This is a genomic window from Sphingobacterium faecium, assembly GCF_003054045.1.
GTDB classification, from domain to species: Bacteria; Bacteroidota; Bacteroidia; order Sphingobacteriales; family Sphingobacteriaceae; genus Sphingobacterium; species Sphingobacterium faecium.
This window is the reverse complement of the sequence record NZ_QBKH01000003.1, coordinates 90,162-106,083: the sequence shown is the minus strand read 5'-3', so window position 1 is coordinate 106,083 and position 15,922 is coordinate 90,162. Positions and strand designations below refer to the sequence as shown.

Below are 15,922 nucleotides of genomic sequence, written 5' to 3'. Positions count from 1 at the left end.
TATTATGGCCTTATCATCACTTACCGCCGTATCTCCAGTAGACGGTCGTTATCATAACGCAACTCAAGAATTAGGGGCTTATTTTTCAGAATTTGCCTTAATCAAATATCGAGTTTTAGTAGAAGTTGAATATTTCATCGCACTTTCTGAATCAGGAATTGAACAATTAAGTCATTTTGATGGTTCGTTAAATGAAAAATTACGCGACCTTTATAGAAATTTTACAGAAGAAGATGCTACATGGATTAAAAATACTGAAAAAGTAACTAACCATGATGTAAAAGCAGTAGAATACTTCTTGAAAGATAAATTTGAGAAATTAGGATTACATGATTCTTTGGAATTTATCCACTTCGGATTAACTTCACAAGATATCAATAACACAGCCATCCCTTATTCATGGAAAGATGCAATTGCACATGTTTACACACCTGCGATTGAAGAATTGATTCAAGAATTAACACAATTGTCTACAGATTGGTCAAACGTATCCATGTTGGCACGCACACACGGTCAACCAGCTTCCCCAACTCGCCTAGGTAAAGAAATCAAAGTTTTTGTAGAACGTATTGAACGTCAGTTTGAGCAACTGAAAGCAGTGCCTTACTCGGCTAAATTTGGTGGAGCAACGGGTAATTTTAATGCGCACCATGTCGCATATCCACAAACAGACTGGGTAGCATTTGGAAATAAATTTGTCAATGAATCACTAGGTTTGAGCCGTTCGCAAACTACCACTCAAATTGAACATTATGACAATTTTGCTGCAAGTTGTGATGCATTCAAACGTATTAATACAATTCTGATCGATTTGTGTCGCGATATTTGGACCTATGTATCCATGGAATATTTTAAGCAAAAAATTACTGCTGGTCAAATTGGATCTTCAGCAATGCCACATAAAGTAAATCCTATTGATTTCGAAAATGCTGAAGGAAACTTAGGAATTGCAAATGCACTATTTGAACATTTAGCTGCAAAATTGCCGATCTCTCGCTTACAACGTGATCTAACGGACTCAACCGTATTGCGAAATATTGGTGTTCCATTTGCGCATACGTTAATCGCAATAAAATCTACACTAAGAGGTTTACGCAAATTGATTTTAAATGAAACGGCTTTACAAGCGGATCTAAACAATAATTGGGCAGTCGTTGCTGAAGCGATACAAACAGTGTTGAGAAGAGAAGGATATCCAAAACCTTATGAGGCTTTGAAAGATTTGACGCGAACTAATACACATGTAACAGCAGTAACAATTGCAGAATTTGTGGACAACTTAAAGGTCACAGACCAAGTAAAGGCAGAATTAAAATCAATCAGCCCTACTAATTATACTGGCGTAAGTCTATAAGCTTTTACGCTTTAATGACTAACATCATCTGATATTTAGCTTATATTTGTTATTTGAAATAGACACTGATTAATATGGCAACAATTAACGTATATACAGAATCCACTCCGAATCCATCTACGATGAAATTTTTGGTCAATAAATTATTGATCAACGGTAGTTTGGATTATCCGGATAAGGATAAAGCACAAGAATCTGCTTTCGCAAAGGAATTATTTAAATTCAACTTTGTAAACGGCGTATTCTTTGCAAGTAATTTTGTGACCATTACAAAAAGTGATGATGCTGAGTGGACGGATATCGAAGCGCTATTAAAAGACTTCATAAAAGGTGCTATAGAATCTGAACTTGCTGTAAAACCAATTGAACATACGGAAGATGTCACTTTTGAAGGATCAGATATCGAAATTAAGATCCAACAGGTATTACATGATTATGTGCGCCCTGCTGTAGAGCAAGATGGTGGTGCTATTGCTTACAAATCATTTGATAGTGGAGTTGTAACGGTAGAATTGCGTGGCTCATGTAGTGGTTGCCCTTCTTCAAGTATTACCTTAAAATCTGGTATAGAAGGTTTGCTTAAACGTATGGTCCCAGAAGTTGAAGAAGTTGTCGCTGAATCCATGTAAGGATAAAACGATATGAAGCAAAAGCCGTTCCACAGTGAACGGCTTTTTTTATACATTCGAATCTGCTATACAGATGTTATTGAGCTCGCTATAAACCCTAAATAATTGCCGCTTTAATATGAACAAGTACAACTATACTGATCAATCAATCAGACTAATAGCTATTCACATTACTCCTATTGAGATGTCTTTGGAGTACTTTCTCAAAGCATGCCCTCAGAAAAAATAGCTATTCTCATGACCACAGTATGAAGCAAGTTATTTGAATAGCTATTTTGTCCCTAAAATTTACAATTTATAACCCCTACTCTATTAAAAATGACTAACTTTACGGCTAATTGTGAAATCAATATATTAAAATGAGTGCAGATATCAATAAACTAGAACAAATTGCATCACAAGTAAGACGTGACATCGTACGCATGGTACATGCTTGTCAATCTGGCCACCCAGGTGGATCATTAGGTTGTACGGACTACTTAGTTGCTCTTTATTTCAATGCGATGAAACGTAATCCATCTTTCCATATGGATGGCATCGGAGAAGATTTATTTTTCTTATCAAATGGTCACATTTCGCCTGTCTTCTACAGTACACTTGCTCGTGCAGGATACTTTGAAGTTAGTGAATTAGCAACTTTCAGAAAAATCAATTCTCGTCTTCAAGGACACCCGACTACTCACGAAGGCCTTCCTGGTATTCGTATTGCTTCTGGATCTTTAGGTCAAGGACTTTCTGCTGCAATTGGTGCCGCTCAAGCTAAAAAATTAAACAAAGATACCAATTTGGTATATGTTTTAATGGGTGATGGTGAATTGCAAGAAGGTCAAGTATGGGAAGCTGCAATGTATGCTCCTCATAATAAAGTAGACAATCTAATTGCTGCGGTTGATTATAATGGCGCTCAAATTGATGGTTCTACAGATCAAGTACTTTCACTCGGAAATCTTCGCGCGAAATGGGAAGCTTTTGGATGGGATGTATTAGAAGTAGCAAAAGGTAATGATATGGCTGCTGTAGTTGCTGGAATTGAAGAAGCAAAATCCCACACCGGAAAAGGTAAACCAGTCGTGATATTATTACATACTGAAATGGGTAATGGTGTTGATTTCATGATGGGATCTCACAAGTGGCACGGTGTTGCTCCAAACAATGATCAATTAGCTTCTGCTTTAGGTCAATTAACAGAAACTTTGGGCGATTATTAATTATATTAGATATTAGTATTTAAGACATTAGTATTTAGAAGTTGACCGATAAACGTCATTTGAACAGATCTAAATACTAGCTACTCCATACTAACTACTCCATACTAGTAAAAAATGAAAAAATATACTTTCACAGAATCAAAAGATACCCGTTCAGGATTTGGTGCTGGATTATTAGAAGCAGGTAAACAAAACGAAAATGTTGTTGCTTTATGTGCTGATTTAATCGGTTCATTAAAAATGAACGATTTTATAAATGAATTCCCAGAACGTTTTTTCCAAATTGGTATTGCTGAAGCAAACATGATGGGAATTGCTGCTGGTTTGACAATTGGTGGTAAAATTCCTTTTACAGGTACTTTTGCTAACTTTTCAACAGGTCGTGTTTACGATCAAATCCGTCAATCGATCGCTTATTCTGACAAAAACGTAAAAATAGCAGCTTCACATGCAGGATTAACTTTAGGTGAAGATGGTGCTACACACCAAATCTTAGAAGACATTGGTTTGATGAAAATGTTACCTGGAATGACAGTGATCAACCCTTGTGATTTCAATCAAACTAAAGCTGCTACAATTGCCGCTGCAAAATTTGAAGGTCCCGTTTACTTACGTTTCGGACGTCCTGTTGTTCCTAACTTCACTCCTGCTGATCAAGAGTTTGTAATCGGGAAAGCAGTGACATTAAACGAAGGAACTGACGTAACAATTATTGCGACAGGTCATTTAGTATGGGAAGCGATTCAAGCTGGTGAGCAATTAGCTGAATTGGGCATTGATGCTGAAATCATCAATATACACACCATTAAACCTTTGGACGAAGAGGCTATCTTAAAATCTGTTGCTAAAACAAAATGTGTAGTAACGGCTGAAGAACACAATCGTTTGGGCGGTTTGGGTGATAGTGTTGCTCAAGTTTTAACGAAAAATTTACCAAGTCCACAAGAATTTGTAGCAGTTGATGATAGCTTCGGTGAATCCGGTACGCCTGCTCAATTAATGGAAAAATATGGTTTGAATGCTGCTGCCATTGTTGCTGCCGCACAACGTGTTATTAACAGAAAATAAAAAAATAAAGATCACAACGTCACTATATGGAAGATGGTTTAATTATTTCAAAATTTGCTAACGAAAGTACGCGTGAAGAAGCATTTAATCATCTGCTGACCAAATATCAGCAAAAAATATATTGGCATGTGAGAAGAATGGTCATTGATCATGATGATGCGGATGATGTTGTTCAAGACATATTTATCAAAGTATGGCGCAATTTGGCAAACTTCCGAGAGGATTCCCAATTGTATACTTGGCTTTACCGCATCGCAACCAATGAATGTATCACATTCTTGAATAAGAAAAAACTGAAGCAGAACGTATCGTTGGATGACGATAGTTCTGCTTATTTAGCCGACTCTTTATCAAGTGGTAGTTACTTTAGTGGTGATAAAGCGCAAATGAAATTGCAACAAGCTTTATTAACATTACCAGAAAAACAAAAACTTGTTTTTAACATGAAATACTTTGATGATATGAAATATGATGAGATCTCACAAGTATTAGGAACAAGTGTGGGAGCTTTAAAAGCATCCTATCATTTAGCGGTAAAAAAAATAGAAGCTTTTTTTCATAACAACGATTAAACCTTTTTTGATTTAGATACTCTAATGATTTACTATGAAGGAAAATAACACATATCATGAGGGAATGGAAGCTAATAATCTACCCGATTCATTACGTGTAAATCCTTTTGACGTACCTAAAGATTACTTTAACCATTTAAATGAATCTTTAATTTCTCAAGTCAAATTGGAATCCTTACAGAAAAAAAATCTAGATGTACCCGTTGGCTATTTTGAAAAACTTCAACAAAATATATTAAGTAAAGTAGCTGAAGAAAAACTAAAAGATCAGATTAAAACCGATGGTTTCAGTTATCCAGATGATTACTTCTCTTCTTTGCAAAATGATATACTAATAAAAGTAACGGAAGATAAATTAAAATCTAAAGTGACTCAAGATGGATTTGAAACCCCGTCTTTATATTTCAATGAATTTAATGATCAAATATCCGCAAAAATAATTACGGACAATTTAAAGCAATTAGTTCATGTAGATGGCTTTGAAACTCCTAAGGGCTATTTTGAAGCATTAAATGCTACAATTACTAAAACGATTCATGCAGACTTGGCTTCAAACACTCCTGTTAAAACCCCTATTCGTTCTATAAAAAGAAGAATATCTTGGAACAAATATGCTGTCGCTGCATCTCTGGTAGCCGTTTTAGGTATAGGTAGTTACTTTGGAATACAAAATAACAACGTTCAAGATGAACAAAAAAACCTGAGTCATGTTTCTGATCAGGAAATTATTAATTACTTGGCACAAACAGGAAATAGTGACGATCTACTCTATGTTGCTAAATATATCGACGATGAAGATATAGTAGGAACAAATAGTAAAGTTAAGGACGAAGATATTGAGGATTATCTTAAATATACGTTATAATGATGTCGAAAATTAAGAATATAATGATCATATTTTGTTTCTGTATCATAGGTTTATCAACTACTTATGCACAGGACAATGAACGTTTTCAAATCATTGAAAATGAAAAAATTGCTTTTATCACAAGAGAGCTAAATTTATCACGCAAAGAAGCTCAAGATTTTTTCCCTATTTATAATGAATACTCCAAGGAGATGTGGAGTGTTAAAAAAGCTAAAACGGGAAACAGTCCTTCCCGAAATAATCTAAGAGGAGGGTCTCGAGATGTCATCGCTTATGATGCCAAAGAATTGGAGATCAAGAAAAATTATCGTGAGAAATTTTCTAAAGTTATTGGAGCATCACGTTCCTCTCAATTTTTTCAAGTTGAACAGGAGTTTCGAGAATATTTGATCAAATCTCTCAATAATCGAAAAAACAATAATTAATACGCATATGAGAAGAAGTCCAAAAGACTTCTTCTTTTTTTTAAACAAATCATAAGATGCTAAATAATCGCCAACTTTTTCTGCTCAATACCGCACAGACTTCTAATTCACCTAGAATGATTGAAATAGCTAAAGCAGAAGGAGTTTATTTATATGGACCGAATGGTGAAGAATATATGGACTTGGTGTCTGGTTTCAATGTCAGTAATATCGGACATAGAAATCCTAAGGTAATCCAAGCGATCCAACAACAACTGGAGAAGTACCTACATGTTACTGTATATGGTGAATTTGTACAAGCCCCACAAGTTGAATTTGCAAGCGATTTATTAGCCGTGCTTCCAAAACACTTTGAATCTGTTTATTTTACAAATTCAGGAGCTGAAGCTGTTGAAGGAAGTATGAAGGTCGCAAAGCGTTTTACGGGTAGAAGACAAATCATCGCTGCAAAAAAAGCTTACCATGGGAGTACACAAGGAGCCTTAAGTCTTATCGGTAATGAGGAGTACCATACGGCTTATGCACCACTACTGCCGGAGATTGAATTCATAACCTTCAATGATATCGCAGACCTAGCGCACATTACACCTAAAACTGCAGCAGTCATTATTGAAGCCATTCAGGGAGAAGCTGGAGTACGTGTGCCCGATGTTGCCTATATGCAGGCTTTACGTAAACGTTGTGATGAAACAGGGGCACTACTGGTATTCGATGAAATCCAAACTGGCTTTGGTAGAACCGGCAGATTATTTGCTTTTGAACACTATGGTATAGTTCCTGATATTTTAATGCTTGCTAAGGGTATTGGCGGGGGCATGCCACTTGGTGCATTTGTAGCGGCTAAGCAGGTGATGGATGTGATCAAAGATAATCCTATGCTGGGCCATATTACAACATTTGGTGGACACCCTGTAAGTTGTGCTGCAGCAAAAGCTTCTTTAGAAGTCATCCTAGAAAATCAATTAGTGGAACAAGTAGCTGAAAAGGAACAATTATTTAGAAACCTATTACAACATCCTAAAATTAAAGAAATTAGAGGTAAAGGATTAATGATGTGCCTGCAGCTTGAAAACTTTGAACAGGTATATAATGTCAGCAATTATTGTGCACAACAAGGAATCATGATTGATTGGTATCTACACTGTGAAACAGCGTTGCGTGTCGCTCCCCCATTGACCATTTCAAATGAAGAAATTGAGAAGGCATGTAAAATTATCCTTGCTGGCATAGAAAAGTATGGTTAGTTTTTTTTATATTTAGTCTATCAATGTATAACCAAATATGAAAACAAATCGGAGATCATTTATTACAAAAAGTATTGTTGGCGCTGCTTTACTAACTAACGCTAATTTATTTTCTGCTCAGGCTGAAAGTATGGTCAGTTTAAAGAAATCGAAAAAGATTAGTATAAATCAGAACGATATTATCCTGTTTCAGGGAGACTCGATCACCGATAATGGTCGAGATCGAAATAATAAAAATGTGAATGATAATGGAGCTCTAGGATCAGGCTATGTCAATCTTGCTGCTGCAAATCTGCTTGAAAAATATGCGGACAAAAATCTAAAAATATACAATCGCGGTATCAGTGGCAACCGAGTACCTGACTTGCAAAATAGATGGCAACAAGATACCCTAGATCTTCAACCTACTATTTTAAGTATCCTGATTGGTGTAAACGATTTTTGGAGAACAAAAGATAGTGGAGCAACAAATACACCTGAACAGTTTAAAAAACAATATCAAGATCTATTGCAACAAACACTATCCAAATTACCTCAGGTGAAATTGATCATTGGGGAACCATTTGGAGTAAAGAATGTAAAACATGTCACAGACGATTGGTATCCGGACTTCTTAGCTTATCAAAATGCTTGTGTTGAGATTTCCAAAGAATTTGATGCGGCACTAATTTCTTACCAATCGATTTTTGATCAGGCACAGCTTAAAGCTTCCGGATCTTATTGGACAACAGACGGTGTCCATACTTCATTGGCAGGCGCTAGTCTAATGGCGAAGGGGTGGCTTGATGTTATAAAATAAATAAAGCGCTCCATAGAGCGCTTTATTTATTTTATATACTGCTAAGCTGATTTACAAAACTTCTCTATATGGAGTCTTTTGCAGATTGGGCAAGAAATAGGCAACTACACCTATCAAAGGCAAATAAGAACAGATATGATAAATAAACTCAATCGATGTATGATCAGCCTGCCATCCTAATAATGCAGAACCTAAACCTCCCATACCAAAAGCAAAACCATAGAACAATCCAGATACCATACCTAATTTCTTGGGCAACAGCTCTTGGGCATACACAATAATGGCAGGAAAAGCAGAAGACAAAATTAAACCAATGATCACAACTAAAACCCCTGTCATGGTATAATCAACATAAGGCAGCAGTAAAGAAAATGGTGCTACTCCTAATACGGAAAACCATATCACGTATTTTCTTCCAAAACGATCTCCAAATAAACCACCTAATAAAGTTCCAGCTGCGACAGCAATTAAGAAGTAAAATAAATATACCTGTGCTTGAATTTCTGTTATACCGAACTTTTCCATGGTATAAAACTGAAAGTAATTGGTAATACTAGCGATATAAAAATACTTAGAAATAATTAATAACATCAATATAATAACAGTCGTCAGCACTCGGGTTTCCGAGAGATCAGGTATTTTTATAGCATTTAAAGCATTTTTTGCTCTATTTTTTAGCCTCCTACTATACCAGTTCCCAATGTAAAACGAAACAACCTGACCGATAAGTCCAATCGCACAAAACCAAGCAATAGAAGATTGCCCTTTTGGTAAAACCAAATAAGCAACGATAATAGGTGCTAATGCTGTTCCTGCATTGCCCCCTATCTGAAAAATAGACTGCGCCATACTCCGTTTACCCCCTGATGCCATATAAGCTACACGTGATGATTCAGGATGAAATATAGATGATCCTATTCCAACTAAAAATACAGCACATAAGATCAGTGCGTAACTAGGTGCATAGGCAAATAAAGCCATGCCCGAAATCGAAAAAGTCATACCAATAATTTGGGAATAAGGAATCGGCTTTTTATCCGTAAAAGAACCAACGACAGGTTGGAAAATCGATGCTGCGATTTGATACACAAAAGTGATCATACCAATTTGTGAAAAACTCAACTGATGTTCTTCTTTCAATAACGGATAAACTGACGGGATGACTCCCTGAATCAGGTCATTTAATAAATGTGCAAAACTAACTGCGAGTAAAATAGAAAACTCGGGTCTGATCTTATTATTTGATACTTCCATAACGTAAAAAAGAGGTTCCTCATAGTAGAAACCTCTTTTGTTTTTTTTAAATAACTCTTACTAATAGTCCCTTTAAATACTCACCCTCTGGGAATGATGCTCTCACCGGATGGTCATCGGGTTGATGAAATTGTCTGATGAATTGTATTTCTTTGCCTGCATCCAAAGCTGCCCATGCCAACACTTGTTTAAAAGTATCAATATCCATGGCTGAAGAACAAGAAAAAGTGGCCAATAAACCTCCTGATTCCAAAAGCAACAAACCTCTCCTATTCAGATCTTTATAGGCACGTGATGCACGTTCCAGTGAAGACCGTGAAGGTGCATATTTCGGTGGATCTAATACAATGACATCAAATTTTTGTTGCTCTTCAGCAAAAACTTTCAACTGCTTATTCACATCCGACTGGATCGCGATATGGTTCTCTTCATTATAGCCATTTAACAGTATATTGCGTCTCAATGTTTCGATTGCTAAAGCGGAGCTGTCTACAGAAGTAACACTTGCCGCCCCTTCATGAAAAGCATTTAATGTAAAACCTCCAGAATAACAAAAGCAATCCAAGACCTTTTTGCCTTTCACATATTGAGCTGTCAACGCCCTATTCTCTCGTTGATCACAATAGAAACCTGATTTTTGTCCATCTATAATATTGACCTGATAGCGGATACCATTTTCAATAATCTCTACAAATTCAGGAGGGAGTTCACCAAAAAGTAAACCATTTGTATCGGGCAATCCCTCATGTTCACGGGATTTAAGGTCTGAACGCTCATATATTCCCTTAGGACTTAATAATTTATTCAGCTCATCTATAACCACATCCTTGATTTTTTCAACACCAGCAGCATGAACTTGTATCGAAATATAATCAGCATATTTATCCACAATCAACCCCGGTACAAAATCTGCTTCCGCAAAGATCAACCTTGCCGTATCATTCTTTCCTTCAATCAATAAATGGCGGCGTGCTTCAACAGCCTTTTGAATACGTTTTCTCCACCAGTGTTCGTTGATTTGTTGATCAGGGTGCCATTCTAATAAACGAACAGCTACACGAGATGAATCGTGAAAAAGTCCGAAAGCAATAAACTCATTTTCAGCATTAAAAACAGTAACCACATCCCCATTATCGGGAGCACCGTCTATACGCTTTATTGCACCAGAAAAGACCCAAGGATGAAGTTGCCAAGCTGCCTTATCTTTTCCCTTATTCAGAATAATTTTTTTCATCGCAACAAAAGTACAGGTTTTCAAGTTATTTGAAACATCTTGTGTCCGAAATTTATCATAAGATGAAAAGGAAAAGTTAAACCAGACTTTATCTATGATGAGATTATAAATTGAAAAGGCTCATTTTAGTGAGCCTTTTCAATTATTTATGTGTGATTAAGTAATTTTTAAAAACAGCATAATCAACAGAAAAAGCTTCAACAACTTTAGCTTTGCTGTGTAACTGCTCTACCCCTACAGGCAATTTAATTTTACTGAATACCTGCTCAGAAATAGCATCTGGAAATTTGCAAGGATGTGCTGTGGATAAAAATACAGATCCATAAGAACCTGGATGTTCGCCACGATAGGCTTGTGACCCTAACCAAGCAATAGCCGTATGCGGACAAGCGACATAGTGGTAAGTATGATGTAACTGTTCCATAGCAGCCTTAGTTTCCTTATCCGTATACGTGTAAGTGGTGATCATGCTCTTTAAGTCATCCAGATTATGATCAAATAAATCTTGAATACGAACCCAATTACTAGGATCACCTACATCCATAGCATTGGCTAAAGTTTGTACAGATGGCTTGGGTTCATATTTTCCAGATTTAATAAAACGTGGAACGGTATCATTTGCATTGGTAGCAGCAACAAACTGCTCAACCGGAAGACCCATTTTGAAAGCCAATAACCCGGCACCGATATTACCAAAGTTACCACTTGGAACCGTGAAGACAACTCGGTCTGAACCCTGTGCCTTCAACTGTGCATAAGCATAAAAATAGTAAAATGTCTGAGGGATCAAGCGTGCAATATTAATGGAATTAGCGGAAGTTAATCTCAGATGTTCATTAAGTTCAGGATCATTAAAAGCACGTTTAACCAATGCTTGACAATCATCAAATGTTCCATCAATTTCAATGGCTCTTATATTTTGTCCATTGGTCGTCAATTGTAATTCCTGAATTTCCGAAACCTTACCTTTTGGATATAAAATGGTGACACGTGTGCCTGCAACTCCCAAGAAACCTAAAGCAACAGCCCCGCCCGTATCTCCAGATGTTGCAACTAGAACATCCAACAATGCATCATCTGCACCTGAAAAATAAGCCATTACTCGACTCATAAATCGTGCTCCAAAATCTTTAAAGGCATACGAAGGACCATGAAATAGTTCTAATACCGCAGTATCTGGACTCAAAAACTTAACAGGTGCTTCAAAATTAATAGCATCCGCGATAATATCCCTCAATACATCTGCAGGAATATCATCTTCAATAAAAGCCTGAGCTATCGTAAATGCAATTTCCTGCAGCGAATATTGCTGTATATTTTTTATAAAATAAGGATCCAATTGTGGAATCACCTGAGGCATATAAAGTCCTTTATCGGCAGGCAATGAATTAAAAACTGCTTCTTTGAAAGAAACACGTAATGCTTTATTATTTGTACTGTAAAATTTCATAATCATCTTAATTTAATACTTTAGGGCCATCAACATTTACACCCGATACATAACCATAACTTTCAATCTCTGATTCGGAAAGATGAGCTTTAATCTGTTTAACAATCTGCTTCGCGACCTCCTTATCTCGTGTTATGGCTACAACTGAAGGACCAGAACCCGATATTCCAAAACTTAAAGCACCATTTTCTAATGCAATTTGCTTCATCTCATAAAACTGCGGAATCAAAATCGCTCGTGTTGGCTCTATCAATACATCCTGCATGCTTCGGGATATTAAATCATAATCTTTTTTAAAGAGTCCGGCCACCAGTCCTGCAATATTCCCCCACTGGATGACAGCATCTTTTAACAGCACCTTTTCTTTAATCAATTGACGCGCATCGCGTGTGGGAACATCGACCTGCGGAAATACTACAGCAGCAACTAATTCTTCCGGTACGGGTAAAGGAATTAAATCTAATGGGTCATGTCCTCTGATCAAGGTAATTCCACCAAATAATGAAGGGGCCACATTGTCCGCATGACCATGTCCACATGCTAACCGTTCACCTTCCACGCAAAAAGGGAGTAGTTCTTCTTTTGAAAGCGGATCACCCAACATTTTATTAATAGCAAATAGACCTGCCACAGTACTTGCCGCACTTGATCCTAAACCTGATCCAATAGGCATATGTTTATGCAGTTCAATTTCGACTCCTACTTCATCTTGTAGCTCCAGATGCTGCAATAGAAACTGTACACATGCCGAAACCGTATTTTTATCAGCATCCATAGGAAGACGTCCATCATCACCCGTTATTTTAGTAATGACAACACCTGCAGCACTTGTTTTCCGCATGATTACTTCATCTCCTGGTTCATCTAAAGCGAACCCCAAAATATCAAAACCACAAATCATATTCGCTACGGTCGCTGGAGCGAAAACATGGACGTGATCCAACATGTTATCCAGATTTATCTTTTTCTTCGATAGAGAAGTTTTCATATTTAATTTTTATGCCTGTTATCCAAAGCTGTAACAGGTCTAGTGAAACTTTTAATTACGCACCTACATTTACTAAATCTGCAAATACTCCTGCAGCTGTTACTTCAGCTCCGGCACCTGGTCCTTTGACCACCAATGGTCTTTCCTTGTAACGTTCTGTCGTGAACGAGATAATATTATCACTTCCAGACAGGGCATAAAATGGATGCTTGTCATCTACAATCTGGACGGAAATAGACACAACTCCATCTTCCAATTTCCCGATATAACGGATCACCTTATTTTCAAGACGAGCCTTTTCTTTTAGGGCCTCAAAATAACTGTTCTCATTTTTAAGTTCTACATAGAAAGACTCCACAGAATCTGCTTTCAAACATGCCTCAGGTAATATAGCACCTAAGTTCACGTCCTCGGCTTCGATTGTATAGCCTGCATCACGTGCTAAAATCAACATTTTACGCATAAAATCTACTCCACCTAAATCGTCACGAGGGTCTGGCTCTGTATAGCCTAAATCCTGTGCTTGTTTGACTACATCATAAAATGATACATCATCTTTAAAATTGTTAAAGATATACGAGATCGTTCCAGAAAGTATAGCTTCGATTTTAACGATACGGTCACCACTTAACATCAGGTCTTTCAAAACACGCACGATCGGCAGACCGGCACCAACATTGGTTTCGTAGAAGAAGTCCACACCATGCTTGTGAGCAGTTTCCCGTAAAGTTTTGTATTGTTCGTATTTTCCCGAATTAGCAATTTTATTACACGTAACAATGGAAATATTAGATTGAAAAATTCCCTCGTAATAGGTAGATGGCAATCGACTTGCTGTATTATCAATAAATACACAATTAGGAAGATTAAAACCTTTCATACGTTCTACAAAGACTGCAAGATCTGCATCTTCGCCCTGCTCAAGCAGTTCTGTATCCCAATTTGCTAAATCAATACCATCTAGTTTAAACAACATTTTCTTGCTATTTGAGATACCCACAACTTTGATCTCCAGATCGTTTTTACTCAACAAGAAATCATATTGACTCTCCAATTGTTTAAATAAGGTTGAACCAATATTTCCTGTTCCCAAATTAAATACATAAAGCGTTTTTTTAAGTTCCGCAAAAAAGGCATCATGCACAGCATTAAGTGCCTTTGATAAGTCATTCTTTGAGATAATAACAGATATATTATACTCCGAAGATCCCTGTGCTATAGCGCGTACATTGATTCCATTTCGGCCTAATGAAGAAAATAATCGACCAGACATTCCAGGAGTTTTCTTCATATTCTCACCAACAATGGCTAAAACTGATAAGTTGTTTTCGATTTCTGGTTTGATGAGTTTGTTAACTTGTATTTCCAGTTCAAACTCATTCTCAATCAAACTCTTCGCACGTAATGCATCTTCTGGATTGACCGCAAAAGTAATACTGTGCTCGGAAGAAGACTGTGTGATTAAAACGACATTGATCTGCTCTCTTGCCAATAAAGTAAATAATCGACCGCTAAATCCAGATTTTCCGATCATGCCTGAACCACTCAGGTTGATGACAGATATTTCGCCAATAGAAGAGATACCTTTTATTGGTAATGTTGTTTTTCCACTTTCAAATTGAATAAAAGTACCTGCAAAATCAGGTTCAAAAGTATTGCGGATGACAATTGGTATTTTCTTTAGAAAAGCAGGAATCATAGTGGGCGGATAGATGACCTTAGCACCAAAATAGGACAACTCCATAGCTTCTGTATAAGAAAGAACAGGCAAAGAAAATGCTTTTTTAACAATACGTGGATCTGCAGTCAGCATACCATTAACATCTGTCCATATCTCAATCGCTGAAGCATTTAGAATAGAACCAAAAATTGCGGCTGTATAATCTGATCCGCCTCTACCTAACGTGGTCATACGTCCGTTCTCATTAGATGCTATAAATCCAGTTACGAACATAAGCTTATCACTATTTGTTAGATACAAAGACTTAACGAGTTGCTCGGTCAACTGATCATTAACGTGTGCATGTCCAAAATGAGAATCTGTTTTGATATAATGCGATGCGTCGACAAATAAAGATGCTGCTAAATCTTGTTCAGAAATCTTGGATACCATAAAAGTAGAACAACGTTCGCCATAACTGACGATCAAATCCTTACTTTGTTCGCTTAACTCTCTAAGCGCATAAATACCTTGCAATAATTCTTCAATTTCATTGAAAAATAATTTTAGTTTCGTGAATACTGGATTTTGATATTTAACCGTGATTAATTTCTTAATCACCTCAAAGTGCTTGGTTTCGATTAATGCTAAATCTTCATGAAATGATTTTCCTTCGGACGCATCAACGGCCATTTTACATAATAAATTTGTAACTCCCGACATGGCCGATAGGACGACTAATGGCTGTTCTCCGGAATCATATGATTTCTTCACAATACGAAGTACTGCTTTGATACTATCTGCAGATCCGACCGACGTTCCTCCAAATTTTAAAATTTTCATAATGTATACTGTTTAGTTGTTTGTTTTAGAGCATAAAAAAAAACGCCTTCACTCGGAGAGGAAGGCGTTTGCGAAATATCTTGTCTACATTTCTATACAACGAAACTACCTCCTCCTAAGTTTTATCCCGGTGGTAATAATAATCGATGTAATAATGGTAGTCGTTTTCATTCTTTTTTATTTTACTTTCGTAAATATAAAGCATTATTTACCAAGTATCAAAATAAATTAACGTTTTTTTTGATATTTATTAAGAAAACCACTCCTTATATACGAAAAACATATTATTACTAGAAAAAAAATAATTTTGTTACGCTAGTGAAGTT

At 36.7% G+C, this 15,922-nt stretch carries 14 protein-coding genes; 9 read left to right on the top strand and 5 right to left on the bottom strand.

Annotation, left to right across the window (positions count from 1 at the left end; translation table 11 throughout):
• Positions 1-4 precede the first annotated feature (4 nt).
• From purB to C8N37_RS08490, 9 genes are all read left to right on the top strand, one after another.
• The gene (purB, locus tag C8N37_RS08530) at positions 5-1,354 is read left to right on the top strand and encodes an adenylosuccinate lyase (protein ID WP_108158532.1); all 1,350 of its coding nucleotides are present in this window, start codon (positions 5-7) and stop codon (positions 1,352-1,354) included.
• Positions 1,355-1,428: 74 nt separating this feature from the next.
• Entirely contained in the window at positions 1,429-1,983 is a 555-nt protein-coding gene (locus tag C8N37_RS08525; protein WP_108158531.1) for a NifU family protein, read from the top strand.
• A 359-nt stretch (positions 1,984-2,342) separates the two neighbouring features.
• Positions 2,343-3,191 (top strand): transketolase, encoded by an 849-nt coding sequence (locus tag C8N37_RS08520; RefSeq protein ID WP_108158530.1) that lies wholly within the window; start codon positions 2,343-2,345, stop codon positions 3,189-3,191.
• A gap of 114 nt (positions 3,192-3,305) precedes the next feature.
• Entirely contained in the window at positions 3,306-4,259 is a 954-nt protein-coding gene (locus C8N37_RS08515; RefSeq protein ID WP_108158529.1) for a transketolase family protein, read from the top strand.
• A 26-nt stretch (positions 4,260-4,285) separates the two neighbouring features.
• Positions 4,286-4,831, top strand: coding sequence for an RNA polymerase sigma factor (locus C8N37_RS08510; RefSeq protein WP_108158528.1), 546 nt, complete (start codon positions 4,286-4,288; stop codon positions 4,829-4,831).
• A gap of 34 nt (positions 4,832-4,865) precedes the next feature.
• Complete coding sequence (locus tag C8N37_RS08505; RefSeq protein WP_108158527.1) at positions 4,866-5,696, top strand: hypothetical protein; 831 nt, start codon at positions 4,866-4,868, stop codon at positions 5,694-5,696.
• Positions 5,697-5,719: 23 nt separating this feature from the next.
• Positions 5,720-6,124: a hypothetical protein gene (locus C8N37_RS08500; RefSeq protein WP_244914372.1), complete on the top strand. Its 405-nt coding sequence runs from the start codon at positions 5,720-5,722 to the stop codon at positions 6,122-6,124.
• Between the two features lie 56 nt (positions 6,125-6,180).
• On the top strand, positions 6,181-7,368 hold the full coding sequence (locus C8N37_RS08495; RefSeq protein WP_108158525.1) for an aspartate aminotransferase family protein: 1,188 nt from the start codon (positions 6,181-6,183) through the stop codon (positions 7,366-7,368).
• A 37-nt stretch (positions 7,369-7,405) separates the two neighbouring features.
• Positions 7,406-8,167 (top strand): SGNH/GDSL hydrolase family protein, encoded by a 762-nt coding sequence (locus tag C8N37_RS08490; RefSeq protein WP_108158524.1) that lies wholly within the window; start codon positions 7,406-7,408, stop codon positions 8,165-8,167.
• Positions 8,168-8,218: 51 nt separating this feature from the next.
• Here the strand turns inward: C8N37_RS08490 and C8N37_RS08485 are convergent, their stop codons facing one another.
• The 5 genes from C8N37_RS08485 to thrA form a co-directional block, all read right to left on the bottom strand.
• Positions 8,219-9,421, bottom strand: a complete 1,203-nt coding sequence (locus C8N37_RS08485) for an MFS transporter (RefSeq protein WP_108158523.1) — start codon at positions 9,419-9,421, stop codon at positions 8,219-8,221.
• Positions 9,422-9,467: 46 nt separating this feature from the next.
• Positions 9,468-10,655 (bottom strand): class I SAM-dependent rRNA methyltransferase, encoded by a 1,188-nt coding sequence (locus tag C8N37_RS08480; protein WP_108158522.1) that lies wholly within the window; start codon positions 10,653-10,655, stop codon positions 9,468-9,470.
• 142 nt (positions 10,656-10,797) lie between these two features.
• On the bottom strand, positions 10,798-12,105 hold the full coding sequence (gene thrC, locus C8N37_RS08475) for a threonine synthase (RefSeq protein ID WP_108159038.1): 1,308 nt from the start codon (positions 12,103-12,105) through the stop codon (positions 10,798-10,800).
• A 7-nt stretch (positions 12,106-12,112) separates the two neighbouring features.
• Entirely contained in the window at positions 12,113-13,093 is a 981-nt protein-coding gene (locus C8N37_RS08470; protein ID WP_108158521.1) for a homoserine kinase, read from the bottom strand.
• Between the two features lie 55 nt (positions 13,094-13,148).
• On the bottom strand, positions 13,149-15,596 hold the full coding sequence (thrA, locus tag C8N37_RS08465; protein ID WP_108158520.1) for a bifunctional aspartate kinase/homoserine dehydrogenase I: 2,448 nt from the start codon (positions 15,594-15,596) through the stop codon (positions 13,149-13,151).
• Positions 15,597-15,922 lie beyond the last annotated feature (326 nt).